Below are 15,013 nucleotides of genomic sequence, written 5' to 3'. Positions count from 1 at the left end.
GAGGAACGCCAAGCCGACGCGGCCGGCAACCGGCGAACACTCCCCCAGCCTCCCCCGCCTCGCCACGGTCTCCGGCGAGGGCCCGCGTAAACGGCCAACACCAAAAAACACGCCCCAATGGCTTTGACCAGTGCGGTGGGGACCTTCCGGTAACCCGCCAGGAGGTCGTCCTGTTAGCCGACCGGCCCCAAGCGTTTCGGCTTCCTGAAGCACTACCTGCTCGACTGCTCGTAAGCCTTGACGCACTGCCTGTACATCGGACTTTTTCGTAACAAAGGAGCGGTTGTGTACGAGGACCTGCGACACCGCGGGCTCAGGGCCGACCAGTTCGAGGAAATCGCCTCGCGGAACCCGGCCGTCTTACTGGTGGATCCGGTGGTGGATGCCCGGGCCACTCGTGGAGGGGAGGCTGCGCCGTACCGCCATGTCGAGCTGGCCCCGGTCAACAAGTACGGCCACGGCGTGCCCAATTACACCAGCCGGGGCTGTGGCATCGCGTGCTGCTCGTTCTGCTATCTGCTGCCGTACCTGGCGATCGCCGAACAACCAAAGTGGCCAGCGCACTATCGCGAATGCGGCGTCCGTCGGTTGACCTTCGTGGACAAAGACTACGTCAACGCACTCGACAAGAGCAGGAGGTACCTGATGAAGAAGGAACACCTGGAGCCGCTTACAGGACCGCATCGGGCTTCGATACCAGGACACCTGCGTGGCCACCACCTTCCGGACCATTCGGCTTTACGCAAACCTACTCTTCGAAACGGTGGCCCCGTTCTGTGTCACGGGCAAGGACGAGGCACAGGTGCTGCAACAGGAACTGATCGAGTGGCACTCCGACGTTTGCCGGTACTGCCTGGCCCGGGCCGGGGGACCGTGCCTCTACCCCTCGAAGGCCGAAATCGAGGCCACAACCATGGTCTTAGTGCCGCAGATGCACGAGGTGCTGGCCGCCCCGCCGACCGTCGTAGAAGCATCCGAACCGCCGAAGGCGGGCGTCCCCGGCCTCGCATGGGCGTGAGGGGACAGGGATGACGGACAAGGTGCAAGCCAACCGCGTCGCCGTGGCGAGCCTGGTCGGGACAACGCTCGAGTACTTCGAGTTTTTCAGTTACACGGTGGCCTCTGTCCTAGTGTTTCCCGATCTCATGTTCCCGGACTTCCTGCCCGCCACGGCGATGCTGCTGTCCCTCGCTTCCACCGGAGTGGCCTTCCTCGCCCGGCCCTTCGGGGCGCTGGCTTTCGGACACTTCGGCGACCGCTACGGCAGACGCCCGATGCTTCTCCTCTCCCTGGTGATGATGGGGACGGCGACTACCCTCATCGGTCTGTTGCCCGGACACAGCACATGGTCCCTGGCCCCGATCCTGCTGGTCGTCCTGCGGTTGGTGCAGGGACTCGCTGTTGCCGGGGAGAACGCGGGATCGTCGCTGCTGGCGATCGAGCACGCCCCCGCGGGCCGCAGTGGGCTCTTCTCGGGCTTCACCGGCACCGGTTCGGCGATCGGCATTCTGCTGGCGAACGGCACCTTCTTCGCGTTGAGTAGTTCTCTGAGCGACGAGCAGTTCATGAGCTGGGGCTGGCGGGTGCCCTTCCTGGCCAGTGCGGTATTGGTCCTCTTCGGTCTCTGGGTACGCCTGAGTGTTCCGGAGACCCCCGTCTACCAGTCGGCGGGCCGGCCCTCGCGGGTTCCACTGTGGACGATCGTCCGCCGCGTGCCGCGGCCCACGCTCCTCATGGTGGGCGCGATGGTCTTCGGCAACGTCTTCTACTACACGGTGCAGACCTTCGTAGTCGCGCACGGGACCGCTCTCGGCGTCTCGCGCAGCACCATGCTCGCCGCCACCACGATCGCGGCGCTGCTGCAGGCGATAGCGAACCTGGCCTGGTGCTGACTCTCGGACCGGGTGGCGCGCCGGGGCCTGGTAATACTCGGCGCCCTGCTCGGCGGGGTGTGGATGTTCCCGCTGCTGATGCTGGTGCGCAGTGAGCAGCCGGTGTGGATCGTCATCGGCTTCAGCGTCGCCATGATTCTGTTCGCCATGCACGCCGCCCCGCAGGCGGCCTACCTGGCCGACATCTATCCGTCCGAAGTCCGCTTCAGCGCACTCGCGTTCACGACCAATGCGGGCGGCCTGATCGGTGGCGCACTGGCGCCGATCACCGCCGACCGGATTGCGGAGGTCACCGGAAGCGTGTGGTGGGCTGCGGCCGTCGTACTCGGAGTGGCCATACTGAGCTGCACCTGCTTGGTGTTCCTGCCCGACTCATTCCACGGACTCCGCGGACTGGACCGCGCTCGCTCCGAACACGAACCTGAAGCCGCAACCGTTCCTGCCAAGGCGTGATGGCCGAGGGCACGAGCCGGCGACCTCGGAGGGAACCGATGCCAGCCGCTTGGTGTGCTTGGCGATTACGGCCGCACGACCCGCCCAGTGCCACCGCATCCCGCTTGAACTCCGCCGTGTACCGCTTGCTCATGCTCTTGCCACTCAACCTGGACTACTTCCTCCGGGACACATCCGTCCCAGCATCAAGCTGTCCAGATCAACGGGGGAACCTCAGTTCATCCAGGCGCTGACCTTCTGTCGGGAGCGGTCACCACGGGACGTCCACGCCCTCCCACATGGTGAAGGTGCCGGTCGGCCCGCTCGGCCCGAGGCGGGCGACGCGCACCACCTCGCGGGCGGCGTCCTCGACCGTCTCCGTCCCCTCGAAGTTGACCAGTGAGGTGTTCGCGAACCCCGGCGAGACGAGGTTGACCTTGATGTCGGTCGCTTCCAGCTCGATCATCATGGACAGCGTCACGGCGTTGAGCGCCGTCTTCGACGCGGAGTAGACCGGCTCGAAGGTCGAGCGGTACGCGAAGGTCGGGTCGGCAGCCGTCGTCAGCGAACCCAGTGCGCTCGTGACGTTCACGATTCGCGCATCCGACGACTTGCGAAGCAGTGGCAGCATGGCCTGGTACACCGCCAGGGCGCCGAAGACGTTCACCTCCCAGACGGCCCGCACCTCGTCGAGCGGGACGATGCTCGTCTCCGACATGGCGCGGAGCTCGGCCATGTCGCGGATGTCGGCGCGGGTGGTGGAGATGGCTGCGTTGTTGACGAGTAGGTCGAGCCGGCCGGCCTCCTCACGGATCCGCTCGGCGGCCGAGGCGATCGACGCCGCGTCGGTCACGTCGAGCTGGAGCGCGGTGGCGCCGTCGCCGATCTCGGCGGCCGCCGCCTCGCCGCGGGCGAGGTCGCGGGACCCGACGAACACGGTGACGCCGTCGGAGGCCAGCTCTTTCGCGACCTGCTTGCCCATGCCCTGGTTGGCTCCGGTGACGAGAGCGATGCGGTTCGTGGGCACGAGGACCCTCCTTTGTCTGATGCGGGTGCGGTGGAGGAGCGCTCGCGCCACCCGGCACACGTCGCGCTCTACGACAACCATGCGGAACCTCCGGCAGACGCGGGAGACCCCCTCAAGCCTGGTACTGGGAGGGCCAGTCAACGGATGGCCGGTGGCAGAATGGTGTTCATGCCGACGACGAGCAGGGCGGACTTCGGGAGGTACCTGCGTCATCAGCGCGCCATGATGGCGCCTCCCAAGCAGCCAACCGACTGGCCGGCGCCACGGCGACGGGTCCCGGGGCTGCGACGACAGGAGCTGGCCGAGGCCGCCGGGATCTCCGTCGAGTACTACACCCGCCTCGAGCAGGGGCGGGCGCCGCGTCCGTCGCGGGAGATCCTCACCGCGCTGGCACGGACCCTCGGCCTCACGGCCGCCGAGCGGGATCACCTGTTCCGACTCGCCGGCGAGCTGCCCCCCGAGCCGCTCGCCCCTGACAGCGAAATCCGACCAGGGCTACTCCGACTGCTGCGTGGCCTCGACGACACCGTCCCCGTCACCGTCCACGACGGGCGCCTGGACGTGATGGCGCGCAACGCCGCCGCCGCCGAGCTCCTCGGGCCGCTGTCCAGCGCGGGTCGGTACCGGCGCAACATCGTGCACCAGGGCTTCACGGCCACGGCCCGCCACATCCTCGGAGACGAGGGAGCCCACCAGTACGCCCGGTGGGCCACGGCGGAGCTCCGCTCGGCGATGGGCCGATACCCGAACGACCAGTACCTCCGGTCCCTGTTCACGGAACTCTCAGCCACCAGCGCCACCTTCCGAAGCCACTGGGCGCAAGGCGAGGTCATGGCAGGGCGGTCCGCCGTGAAACACCTGCGCCACCCGACCCGAGGACAGCTGGCCTTCCAGAGCGAGATGCTCCACGACGCCGAACGGGACCACTGGATCGTGATCTACGCACCCGCTGAATGACCCGGGATCCGATTGTCCGACCGCATGAACGACCAGGCTCGGCCCGATCTTCGGCCTCGTCTCGGCCGGGTTAGAAATCGAATTCGGCATCAACGAGTACGTCGCCCCGCTGCTCCCGGTGTCAATGCCGGCACCGACGGCGCGTTCCCCGTCACGGTCCTCGACCTCGAAGGTCCCCGATCGCGGACTCGGTCCGTGAGACCAGCGGGAGCGTCCGATGAGCTTCGAGCGCCTGCGGCGGCTGGAGTTCGTGCTGCGTCCGCTGACCGACGCAGTAGGTACCGACCTTCTCGTAGCCGGCAGCCGTGGCGGTCGATATCGTGCTGGTCCCGGAGAAACCGGTGCGCTACTGGTCTCCGCCCTTGGCCGTGGTGCCGACGGGGGCGGCCGCCACGTAGGCGGCGCTGATGTACCTGCCCCGAGGGTCGCGGTGCTTCTCGGCAAGGCGCCGCAGGGAGTGCAGAGCCCCGGAAGGAGGCCGACCGCGGCACCTCGATCGCCGGGAACGCCACCGGCATCGGCCTCGTCCTCGATCTTGTAAATGGGCCGACTCGACAGGAACTCGAAGGCGCGGAAGGCCCAGCCGTCCGGCCCTAGGGCCTGTCCGCCACGGCGAGGATCCTGTCGGGGCCAGGAATACGAGGGCGGCGCCAGGAATACGGGGGCGGCCGGGAAGCGTTCAACCTCCAGCCACTTAGTGGCCTCAAGCATCCTTTTTGCTGGCCTTATCCACTCTTCGCCTGCCCGGAGGCTCCACCTATGCCACAAGCGACGCCCGACCACCACACCGGTTCCGGCCCCCTCCCCGGGGCCGCTTCGCGTAAGCGCGGGACCGGCGGCGTCGTCCCCGTACTCGCCTTCGCGGGCATCACCGTCGCCGTCATGCAGACCCTGCTCGTCCCGATCATCAAGGACCTGCCGACCCTGCTCCGTACCTCGCCCGACAACGCGACGTGGGTCATCACCGCGACCCTCCTCGCCGGTGCCGTGTCCACCCCGATCATGGGGCGGCTGGGCGATCTGTACGGCAAGCGCCGGATGCTGCTCGCGAGTCTGGCCGTCATGGTCGTCGGCTCGCTGATCTGCGCGTTCACCGACGATCTGACGGTCATGATCGTCGGCCGCGCCCTCCAGGGCTTCGCGATGGGCGCGATCCCCCTGGGCATCGGCATCATGCGTGACGAACTGCCCCGCGAGAAGCTTCCCTCGGCGATGGCCCTGATGAGTTCGTCGATCGGGGTGGGCGGCGGTCTCGCCCTGCCCGGCGCCGCGTTCGTCGCCCAGCACGCCGACTGGCACACCCTCTTCTTCGGCGCGGCCGGCCTCGGCGTGCTGTCGATGCTGCTGACCGTCCTCACCGTCCCGGAAAGCTCCGTGCGGGCCGGCGGCACGTTCGACTGGTTCGGCGCGCTCGGGCTCTCCGCGGGCCTCGTCGCCCTGCTGCTGCCGGTCACCAAGGGCAGTACCTGGGGCTGGACCTCGGGCACGACGCTCGGGCTCTTCGGCATCGCCGTCGTGGTCCTCGGGCTGTGGGGCTACATGGAGCTGCGGCTCAAGGCCCCGCTCGTCGACCTCCGCACCAGCGCGCGCCGTGAGGTGCTGGTCACCAACCTCGTCTCGGTGATGGTCGGCGTCGCGTTCTACGCGGTGTCGCTGATCCTCCCGCAGCTGCTCCAGCTCCCGACGTCCACCGGCTACGGACTCGGCCAGTCCATGGTCGTCGCGGGCCTGTGCGTCGCCCCGCTCGGACTGACGATGATGCTCGTGGCCCCGGTCTACGCCCGGCTCTCGGCGCGGCGCGGTCCGAAGGTCTCGCTGATGACCGGCATGGCCGTCATCGCGATCGGCTACGGCGCCGGGCTGCTCATGATGAGCGCCGCCTGGCAGACCGTCGTCATCTCGATGGTCCTCGGCGCGGGCATCGGCCTCGCGTACTCGTCGCTGCCCGCCCTGATCGTGGGGGCCGTCGACCCGTCGGAGACCGGCGCGGCCAACGGGCTGAACACGCTGGCGCGTTCGATCGGTACGTCCGTCTCCAGCGCCGTGATCGGCATGGTCCTGGCGCGTACGGCGATCGGTACAGGTCCCACGGCGGTACCCAGCCTGCACGGCTTCCGCATCTCGTTCGTGATCGCCACCGCCGCCGTGCTCGTCGGTCTGGCCCTGGCGATGCTCCTGCCGTCCCACAAGGCCTCGGCCCGCACGGAGTTGCGGGCCAGCAGCGAGGGTGACGCCGAGACGGCCGGTGGTTCCCCCGCCGCCGCGGGCTTCCGCGGCCGGGTGCTCGACGCCGACGGGGCGCCCGTCGCACGGGCGAACGTCACGCTGATCGACCCCCGTGGCCGCCAGGCGGGCCTGACCACGGCGGACGACGAGGGCAGGTACGCGCTCGCGGCCCCGGCCGCCGGGCGGTACGTGCTGGCGGGTTCGGCGACGGGGTACGCGTCCCACGCCCACCCGGCGACGTATCACGGCCGCGCGCTTCCGGTGGATGTCGACCTGGTCCTGGCGCCCCGGGCGGCGGTCCGGTCGTAACGCGCGTCGGGTCACCGGGCTCGTGTCCGGTCACAGGGCGCGTGTGCGCGTACGGGAGGGCGTACGGCAGCATGGGCGACCGCAGTCCGTACAGAACGCAGGAGGAACACCAATGACCGCCGGGACCGCCCCGTACGACCCGACCCCGGCCCGTGTCCCGGCCTCTGTCCCAGCCCCCGCCCCCTCCCCCGGCGTCCTCGCGGCCTTCGAGGGCGCCAAGGGCTTCATGCCGACCGGTGAGGGGCTCGCGCTGTACGCCGCCGCCATCGAGGCCGCCGCCCTCGGGCTGCCGCTGCTGGAGGTCGGCACGTACTGCGGCCGTTCCACGATCCTGCTCGCCGACGCCGCCCGCGCCGCCGGTGTCACGGCCCTCACCGTCGACCACCACCGCGGCAGCGAGGAGCAGCAGCCCGGCTGGGAGTACCACGACCCGGCGGTCGTCGACCCCGAGGTCGGCCGGATGGACACCCTGCCGTCGTTCCGCCGCACGCTCCACGCGGCCGGTCTCGAAGAGCATGTCGTGGCGATCGTGGGCCGTTCACCGCAGGTTGCCGCCGTCTGGGGCGGCCCGCTGGGCCTGGTGTTCATCGACGGCGGTCACACCGACGAGCACGCGAACGGCGACTACGAGGGCTGGGCGCCCCATCTGGCCGATGGCGGGCTGCTGGTCGTCCACGATGTGTTCCCGGACCCGGCGGACGGCGGCCAGGCCCCGTACCGGGTCTGGCTGCGGGCGCTGGCGTCCGGCGCCTTCACCGAGGTCCGGACGTACGACTCGCTGCGCGTTCTGCGACGTACCGGCGCCGGAACCTGACGCTCCGTCCTCCACGCACTAGCATCGCCGCGTGTCGTACGACGAAAGCCACTCCCCCGCCCCCCGCCGCCGGACCTCGCGGACCACGCTGACCGTCGCGCTCGCGGCCCTGGTGCCCGGCGCCTTCGCCGGGTGGCTGATCTGGCAGGCCACGGGCGGGTCCGACGAGGGGGGTCCGGCGCGGAGCGCGAGCGCCTCGTCCCCCGCCGACGGCACGGGCGACAGCCCCGGTTCGCCCGGCTCCGAGCCGAGGCCGGGCCTCTCCGAGTCGCCGGGATCGTCCGCGCCGTCGAAGCCGGCGCGGGGCGACGACGGGGCTCCGGGCGACGCCAGGCCCGCTCCCGGCGAGGGCCCGCTCGCGGGGCGCGTCGTCGTCATCGACCCCGGGCACAACCCGGGCAACTTCAAGCACACCACCGAGATCAACAAGCTGGTGGACATCGGAACCAACCGCAAGGAATGCGACACCACGGGCACCTCGGGCAACTCCGGTTACACGGAAGCCGAATTCACCGCCGATGTTTCACAGCGCCTCCGCACTCTCCTCCGTAAAGAGGGCGCGACGGTGAAACTCACTCACGACAACGACCGCCCGTGGGGACCGTGTGTGGACGAGCGCGCGGAAATCGGCAACAAGGCCAAGGCCGATGCCGTCATCTCCATCCACGCGGACGGCTCGGCCGTCGGCAACCGGGGCTTCCATGTCATCCTCCCCGCACTGGTGAAGTCGGGCGGAGCCGACACCACAAAGATCGTGGCCCCCTCGCGCGATCTCGGCGAACGCGTCGCGGGCAATTTCGTACGCACGACCGGAAGCGCCCCCTCCAATTACCTCGGTGACGACACGGGACTTGATGTCCGCGACGACCTCGGCGGACTGAATCTCTCCACCGTGCCGAAGGTGTTCATCGAGTGCGGCAACATGCGCGACTCCAAGGACATCGCCCTGCTGACGAGCGCCAACTGGCGCCAGAAGGCCGCGCAGGGAATGGCCGACGGCATCAGCTCTTTCCTCAAGCGATAGCCGTACGCCAGGAACAGTAGGCGTCACAGGTCGGGGAACGCAGCCCGAACAGCCGGAAACGGCAACGGATTCACAACGAAAAGACCGCTGTCCATTCTTCGCCGCGCTCTCCCGCAACCGTTGGAGGGCCTGTTGTGGTCCCCTCATGAGGTGGCCCGGAACCAAGAAGACGACCCGCTCGGGCAGACGATAGATTCATCCGTACGATAGGGAGCCGCCCCCGAGCTTCGCACTCCGCACCGTCGCCCTCGCGCCGGTGGCGACCGCCCCGACGAGACGATCTACGAAGGACTTTTCACGTGAACATCCGCTCCCTCACACGAGGCGATGGCGTGGTGATCGGAGCAGCGGTGGTGCTGTTCATCGCCTCGTTCCTCGACCTGTCCAGCATCGACTGCCCGCAAGGTATCGACTGTTCGGGCTTCGACAGTGCGAACGCCTGGGACGCACTCGGCCTTCTGATGAGCATGTTCATCGCCGGCATCATCGGCGCTGCTCTCATCGTCGTCGGACGCGCCATGCCGGGCCGCAAGGTGGCCGGTCTGGACCTCGGCCAGTTCGGTGTAGCCCTTACCGTCTTCGCCCTGTGGACCGCGTTCTGGAACATCATCGACGCGGACAACGCGGGCGCCGGCATGATCCTGGGCCTGCTCTCCACGATCGTGCTCGCCGCGGGCGCGGTCGCCACCCCGCTCGTCCCCGCACTCAAGGGGCCCCTCGTCGGAGCCCCGAGGCCGCCGCAGGTCGCGTCGCCGTACGGCCAGCCGGGCCAGCCGGGCCAGCCGGGCCAGCCCAACCAGGGTTACGGCTACCCGGGCGCCCAGCAGCAGCCGTACGGTGGCCAGCCGGGTCAGCCGCAGCCCGCGTTCGGCGGTGCCCAGCCGGGGCAGCCCGGTCCGGGTCAGCCCTCGCAGGGCGGGCAGCCGGGGGCCCCGGGCCCGAAGCAGGGCGGCGCGCCCGCCGGTAACTTCGAGCCGTTCTGGTTCGCCGTGCCGGTGGCCCGTCCCCTGTACGGCGAGGACGGCTCGCCGTCCCCGATCGCCGAACTCGCGCCCGGTACCTGGTACTTGGCCGTCGAGCAGCGCGGTCCCGGTCTGATCGCCCAGACGCAGGACGGGCGTCGCGGTCTGCTCCAGGACACGACCGGCATCCAGCGCGGCTGAGCGCCGCGCACCCCGTTTCGACGCACCACCGCACCACCGACGGCCCCTCCCCCTTCCAGGTGAGGGGCCGTCAGCGTCCACCGGACACGGCATGTGGCTCAGGTGGGAGCTTGTTTCTTCACCTCCCGCCGGGATGCCTGGTCACTGGTGGACCGCTGCTGATGCGGCTGAGGGCGCGCAGCACGGCCCAACCGCGGGCGCGGCGTGGGGTGGTGGCGTCCGGGCTCGGCCGGTAAGCCTCGTGGAAGCGGTCGGCGGCGCGCGGGCGGCGTACGGGTCGTCTACCAGCCCCAGTTCGGCGGCCGAGCTGAGCGCTTGGGTGAAGCCTTCGGCATGGCAGTCGATCTTGCCGCGGGTGGCTGGATCTGAGCGTGATCGCGGTTCTGCAACACGCTTTAGATGGGGGCACCCGGTGGGACACGGGGTACGGGGCCGAGAAGCGCCGCGTCCTCGCCGGCCAGGAAGGCGGTGATGGTCCCGGCCGCCTCGCGCTCCGTGTCGCCGCCTTCGCGCAGCTCTTCGGCGAGCCGCCTGAGCCGACCGCTGATCCGGGCCCGTACGGTGCCGTGCGGAAGGTCGCTCTTCAGTACGCCGAGTACCGCGCGAAGCACCACCCAGCCTGCGGTCTCCTGGACGGCCTCTCCGGCGACGAGGTCCGCGGGGACAGGGTCGTGCCGACGCCAGACGGTGTCCAGCAGCGTGTCCACGACGTCTCCGGGGCCGGGCACGGCGGGATCGGCGGCGTGCTGCCAGCCGAGCCGGTTGAGGCGTGCCGGATCCAGCAGCGCTTCGGTGACGAGCGCCGCTGTCGCCTCCACCGCGCTGAAGGGGTCGAAGACGCGACCGGCCCGGGTGTCGAAGTACTCGGAGGTCCGCCCGTGGCGGATGGCCGGTGGGGTGAGCGCGTCCAGGACATGTGCGGGCAGGGCGAGATGCTCGGCGCGCAGCAGGTCCGCCAGCCGGGCAAGCGCCTGCCGCTGGACGTCCGCCGCGACCGGTACGGTGCCGGCGCCTTCCTCCCCGGCAAGCCCGTACCCGTATCTCGTGCCGCCGATCAACCGGGCGACGGCCGAGAGCTGGGAGCGGTGGTAGAGCTGGAGGAGGACCGCACGCTCCTCCAGTTCCCCGGTCTGCCGTCCGGGCGGAAGCGCCGCGCGCGAGAACCCCTCCAACGCGACTCGCCGTACGGCCAGCGCCTCGTCCAGTGCGGCGAAGGCGTCCGGGACCGGGGAGACCCAGACGACCGCGTCGGCGTGCGCCGCCTCCGATCCGCGCGCGTCCTCGTCGGCGATGTACACGAGCCCCTCGTCGGCGGCAGTCTGCCGCAGTCGCGCCAGGGCGGTCTCCTCGTCCTCGCCGGGAAAGCGTCCGTAGGCGTGGGCGACCAGGAAGTGGTCCCAGGGGCCCAGCCCTTGGGCATAGGCGTTCGACGAGTCGAGGCCGCCGTCCGGCGTGACGGTGACACGGGGGTGCGGATAGTCCATCACCGAAGGGCGGGGATGGTGCGTACTGGCGAAGTTGTGCATGAAGCCGAGGGCATGACCGATCTCATGAGCCGCCAGCTGCCGCATCCTGCTCAGCACCAGATGCTCGACGGCGGCCAGTCGCTCCCGCTCGTCCGCCCTGCCGTAAGGGGCGTACAGGGCCTCGGCGATCGCTGTGATCTGCTCGACGCGCTGGGAACCGAGCCGTACCCGGCCGCAGATGATCTCCCCGGTGCGTGGGTCGGTGAGCCCCTGACCGTGTGACCAGCCGCGGCCGTCCCGGTGCACCCAGCGGACGGAGTTGACACCGAGGTCGTTGTCGTCGAGCCGCTCGGACGCCACCTCGACACGGTAGGCGTCGTGGAATCCGGCCCGTTCGAAGGCGTCCCGCCACCAGTTGCCGCCCTCGACGACGGCGGTGCGTACGGGTTCGGGGACAGCGGGGTCGACGTAGAAGACGATCGGGTCGCGCACAGGTCCGGCCGGGGAGGTGGGATCGACGGGTTCGAGCCGGTGGCGGGGCTGGAACTTCGTCCCGGTGCCCGCCCTCGTGGCGGCGCCGTAGTCGTGGTGGCCGATGCCGTATCCGCCGGAGGCCGGGTGGTACCGGCGGGCGGGCAGCGGCGGGTCGGGCAGCGGGACGAGATGGAGCTGCTGGACCACGGTGAGGGAGCGCGGCGAGGGAACCACGGCCCGCAGGGCCGGGCCGGGTGCCGGCGCCCGGAGCGTGAGCAGAGCGGGCAGCCTGGTGCCGCCTGGACCGGTCCGTGCCTCTTCCACGAGCGCGAAGCTCGCGGTCGGGTCGATCTCGTACGCGCCCTGCTCCCGCTCCCGCAGATCGTCCGCGACACCGTGGAAGTCGGTGAGTGCCAGTCCCGTGCCATCGACGATCACGGCGCCGTCCCGCTCGCGCAGCACCGGGGCGCTCCACACCACCGAGCCTGCGAAGGATTCCTCGCCCGCGCGGACGGCCGCGGTGTCGCCGGTGGCCAGATGGTGTTTGTTGCGCAGGATCAGCAGGACCCGGCCGGCGATCCGCCGGAACTCCGCGACCTTCACCTTCCCCGCCTTGCCCCGGTCGAGTCCGAGAGCGCTGGAGCCCACTCCGTGGGACAGGGCGGCGGTCAGCAGGAAGGGCTCGCCGAATCGCCTGACGCCGAGGAGGAGCCGGTGTCCGCCGGTGTCCGCGCACAGTTCGAGGAAGTCCCGGGGGGCGGCGGATATCGGGGCTGAGGGCAGGTCGCTCACGCCGGGCTCGCTTCTCTCTCGGAATCGGAGAAGCAGATGGTACGTCCGGGGCGCGCCCCGCCCTGAGGCCCGGTCTTCCTCAGCCGTCGGCGGGCTCGGCGGGGATCTCGTACGCGAGCCGGAAACGTTCGCCCGGTACGACGAGGTCCGCGGTCTCCAGAGGGCGCTCCCCCGCGTAGTACGTGCGCTCGATGGCGGCGACGGGTGCGCCGGGAGTCAGATCGAGTACGTCCGCCTCCCCGCGGGTGGCGGTGCGGGCCGTCACGGTCTCGGTCGAGCGTGTGATCTGGAGGCCGATGTACGACATACGGGCCACGACGCTGCTGCCCGCCATGGGGCCCGCTCCGGGGAGGGAGACGGCTGTGCCCCCGGTGATGCCGAGGGGCTCCCAGCTGACGCAGAACATGGCCGGTCTGCCGTCCCGGGTGATCAGGTACTCGCTGCGGATCACCGCTTCGGCGGCGGGGACGCCGAGGCGCCGGGCGATCTCCCGCGGGGCCTCACCCGTGGTGGAGCGAGGGGTGCCACGGACCGAACGGCCGTCGTCGTCCGTGACATCGCGCCCGTACCCCGTGACCGCGAGCCTGCCCTGCAGGCGTTCATGGGTCCACGACCTGGCCATCGTCCTGGAGGAGGGCTGCTCCCGTACGAACACGCCGAGCCCCGCACGCCCTTTGACCAGGCCCTCCGCGACGAGGACGCGTACCGCGGCAGCCGCGACGTTCGAGCCGACGCCGTAGGCGCGGGAGAGATCGGCGCGCGACGGGAGCGGGTCGCCGGGCGTGAACTCGCCCTCCTCGATACGGCGCCGAAGGTCTTCCGCGACCACCTGATAAGCGGCGACGGCCATCGTGTCTCACTTTCCGGGCCGCGTCTCAATATGTGAGAGGTTTTCCCTGGGGTCAGACCCACCGGAGAGCACCCGAAACGGATCTTCCGGAAGGCTCACCGAGTACTTGGTGCATCAGGTGAGGCCGATAATCCACTTTCCCACGCAGTGTGCCACGCCCAAGCGGGACCTGTTGCATCAAGTGCCCGGCGCCCACAGGCCGCCGATGGAGCCGCGCGGACCCTCTGAGCAGCCCTGTTCCAGGCGGCAGGGGCTTTGCACAGGGCCCTGTGCGGAGCTAACTTTCACCTTCTGTCCGGCAGGCGCGTCTTACCAGCCGGACGCGGCCGTGGACAGACACGCGTTGGACAGGCACGCGATGGTGAGGAGGACGACCATGAGCGACGGCACGCGGCACCGCGCCGGGCTGAGCGAGCACACGGCCGCCTCCCGTCGCGTCCTGCTCACTCCGCGATCCCCGGGGGCCGTGGAGATCCTCACGCCCCGGCTGCGGATCTCGGCCGCCGCCCGCGCCGCCGAACTGGCGGGACAGCCCCGGCTCGCCGCGGAGTACCGGGCCATGGCACCCGCGGCACCGCGCGTCGCCCCGGACCCGGCCCCCTCCCTGACGGCGGCCGTCCACGACTTCACCGACCGCGTCACTCTCGCACCGGGCCTGGCCGGTCCCGACGTCCTGCGTGGCCTGACCGAACAGGGGCTGGACGCACCGGCCGTCGTCGCACTCGCGCAGATCTGCGCCTTCGTCTCGTACGAGGCCCGCGTCGTCTCCGGCCTCGCCGTGCTGGCCGGACACCCGGCGGCCGAGACCACCTACATACCCGCTCCGCCTCCGGCTGCGCCGCACGCGCCCGGGGCGGAGCGCCTCACCCTGGACGAGCTGACCTGGCGCCCGCGAATATCCTCGGTCGACGCCGCTGCGCTCACCGCCGAGCAGCAAGCCGTGATCGACGCGCACACCACCCTGTCGGTCACCTCGCCGTACTACCGGACGCTGCTCCACGACCCGGCCGCGCTCGACCACCGGACCCATGTCTACAACGCCGTCATGTACGGCCGCGGCGGTCTGCCGCGGGCCGAACGCGAGCTGGCGACCCTGCTGGTGTCCCGGGCCAACGGCTGCGTGTACTGCGCCTCCGTACACGGCCGCAAGTACGCGCAACTGTCCCGCGACCAGGCCGCCGCCCAGCGCGTCCTCAGCGGCGGAGGCGACGGGCTCGCCGCCGACGACGCCCGCGGCCGGGCCATCGCCCGCTTCGCGGAAGCCCAGACCCGCACACCGCCCCGTGGCAGCGCCGAGGATGTGCACGCGCTCCGGGCGGCCGGGCTGGACGAGGCCGAACTCACGGACCTGGTGCACGCCGTAGCGCTCTTCGGCTGGGCCAACCGTCTGATGCTGGTCCTCGGCGACGCACACCCCGTGCGGCAGCCGGACTCTGACATTCCGCGCAGCGGCATCCCGCGCAACGACGCACGGGAGTCCTGTAGCCAGACGTCGGGCCGGGCCTCACGGGCAGGCGACGCATAGCCGTCCCCCCGTGGGCTCCGGCCCGGCGTCGCCCCGCGCTCGTGGTCCGCTCCCTTCCGATC

General features: G+C 70.4%; 12 protein-coding genes and 1 pseudogene. 9 read left to right on the top strand and 4 right to left on the bottom strand.

The genetic code is table 11. The annotated features are described in order from the left end of the window. Positions 1 to 709: 709 nt before the first annotated feature. From OIE74_RS27800 to OIE74_RS27790, 3 genes are read left to right on the top strand one after another with little or no spacing between them, the layout of a single operon-like run. On the top strand, positions 710 to 1,018 hold the full coding sequence (locus OIE74_RS27800; RefSeq protein ID WP_329388345.1) for a hypothetical protein: 309 nt from the start codon (positions 710 to 712) through the stop codon (positions 1,016 to 1,018). A 10-nt stretch (positions 1,019 to 1,028) separates the two neighbouring features. Then, positions 1,029 to 1,892 (top strand): MFS transporter, encoded by an 864-nt coding sequence (locus OIE74_RS27795; protein WP_329388343.1) that lies wholly within the window; start codon positions 1,029 to 1,031, stop codon positions 1,890 to 1,892. Positions 1,893 to 1,904: 12 nt separating this feature from the next. Further along, on the top strand, positions 1,905 to 2,345 hold the full coding sequence (locus OIE74_RS27790) for an MFS transporter (RefSeq protein ID WP_329388341.1): 441 nt from the start codon (positions 1,905 to 1,907) through the stop codon (positions 2,343 to 2,345). A gap of 250 nt (positions 2,346 to 2,595) precedes the next feature. Here the strand turns inward: OIE74_RS27790 and OIE74_RS27785 are convergent, their stop codons facing one another. Continuing rightward, positions 2,596 to 3,351 carry an SDR family NAD(P)-dependent oxidoreductase gene (locus OIE74_RS27785; protein WP_329388339.1) on the bottom strand — a complete coding sequence of 252 codons (756 nt, stop codon included), beginning with the start codon at positions 3,349 to 3,351 and terminating at the stop codon, positions 2,596 to 2,598. 168 nt (positions 3,352 to 3,519) lie between these two features. Between OIE74_RS27785 and OIE74_RS27780 the strand changes: the two genes are divergently transcribed. From OIE74_RS27780 to OIE74_RS27760, 5 genes are all read left to right on the top strand, one after another. Continuing rightward, positions 3,520 to 4,308 carry a helix-turn-helix transcriptional regulator gene (locus tag OIE74_RS27780; protein ID WP_329388337.1) on the top strand — a complete coding sequence of 263 codons (789 nt, stop codon included), beginning with the start codon at positions 3,520 to 3,522 and terminating at the stop codon, positions 4,306 to 4,308. A gap of 759 nt (positions 4,309 to 5,067) precedes the next feature. Further along, entirely contained in the window at positions 5,068 to 6,843 is a 1,776-nt protein-coding gene (locus tag OIE74_RS27775; protein ID WP_329388335.1) for an MFS transporter, read from the top strand. A gap of 226 nt (positions 6,844 to 7,069) precedes the next feature. Continuing rightward, on the top strand, positions 7,070 to 7,657 hold the full coding sequence (locus tag OIE74_RS27770; RefSeq protein ID WP_329392464.1) for a class I SAM-dependent methyltransferase: 588 nt from the start codon (positions 7,070 to 7,072) through the stop codon (positions 7,655 to 7,657). A gap of 31 nt (positions 7,658 to 7,688) precedes the next feature. Then, entirely contained in the window at positions 7,689 to 8,681 is a 993-nt protein-coding gene (locus tag OIE74_RS27765; RefSeq protein ID WP_329388333.1) for an N-acetylmuramoyl-L-alanine amidase, read from the top strand. A gap of 299 nt (positions 8,682 to 8,980) precedes the next feature. Then, complete coding sequence (locus OIE74_RS27760) at positions 8,981 to 9,844, top strand: hypothetical protein (protein ID WP_329388331.1); 864 nt, start codon at positions 8,981 to 8,983, stop codon at positions 9,842 to 9,844. 118 nt (positions 9,845 to 9,962) lie between these two features. Here the strand turns inward: OIE74_RS27760 and OIE74_RS27755 are convergent. From OIE74_RS27755 to OIE74_RS27745, 3 genes and pseudogenes are all read right to left on the bottom strand, one after another. Further along, positions 9,963 to 10,103: pseudogene (locus OIE74_RS27755) on the bottom strand (phosphotransferase); the annotation flags it as partial. 136 nt (positions 10,104 to 10,239) lie between these two features. After that, a complete protein-coding gene (locus OIE74_RS27750; RefSeq protein WP_329388329.1) occupies positions 10,240 to 12,576 on the bottom strand; it encodes a zinc-dependent metalloprotease in 2,337 nt (778 codons plus the stop codon). 79 nt (positions 12,577 to 12,655) lie between these two features. After that, entirely contained in the window at positions 12,656 to 13,426 is a 771-nt protein-coding gene (locus OIE74_RS27745) for a GntR family transcriptional regulator (protein WP_329388326.1), read from the bottom strand. Positions 13,427 to 13,802: 376 nt separating this feature from the next. On the opposite strand from OIE74_RS27745, the gene OIE74_RS27740 reads away from it, so the two are divergent. Then, on the top strand, positions 13,803 to 14,951 hold the full coding sequence (locus OIE74_RS27740; protein ID WP_329388324.1) for a peroxidase-related enzyme: 1,149 nt from the start codon (positions 13,803 to 13,805) through the stop codon (positions 14,949 to 14,951). Positions 14,952 to 15,013: the final 62 nt, after the last annotated feature.

Source organism: Streptomyces sp. NBC_01716 (assembly GCF_036248275.1).
Classification (GTDB): Bacteria; Actinomycetota; Actinomycetes; order Streptomycetales; family Streptomycetaceae; genus Streptomyces.
Note: the sequence above shows the minus strand (reverse complement) of the source record. Positions and strands in the feature narration are given on the sequence as shown.

Bases quoted from the DNA above. Each gene is read 5' to 3' on its own strand.
- OIE74_RS27740 (WP_329388324.1), top strand. From the start codon at position 13,803: ATGAGCGACGGCACGCGGCACCGCGCCGGGCTGAGCGAGCACACGGCC.
- OIE74_RS27795 (WP_329388343.1), top strand. From the start codon at position 1,029: ATGACGGACAAGGTGCAAGCCAACCGCGTCGCCGTGGCGAGCCTGGTC.
- OIE74_RS27775 (WP_329388335.1), top strand. From the start codon at position 5,068: ATGCCACAAGCGACGCCCGACCACCACACCGGTTCCGGCCCCCTCCCC.
- OIE74_RS27745 (WP_329388326.1), bottom strand. From the start codon at position 13,426: ATGGCCGTCGCCGCTTATCAGGTGGTCGCGGAAGACCTTCGGCGCCGT.
- OIE74_RS27780 (WP_329388337.1), top strand. From the start codon at position 3,520: ATGCCGACGACGAGCAGGGCGGACTTCGGGAGGTACCTGCGTCATCAG.
- OIE74_RS27770 (WP_329392464.1), top strand. From the start codon at position 7,070: ATGCCGACCGGTGAGGGGCTCGCGCTGTACGCCGCCGCCATCGAGGCC.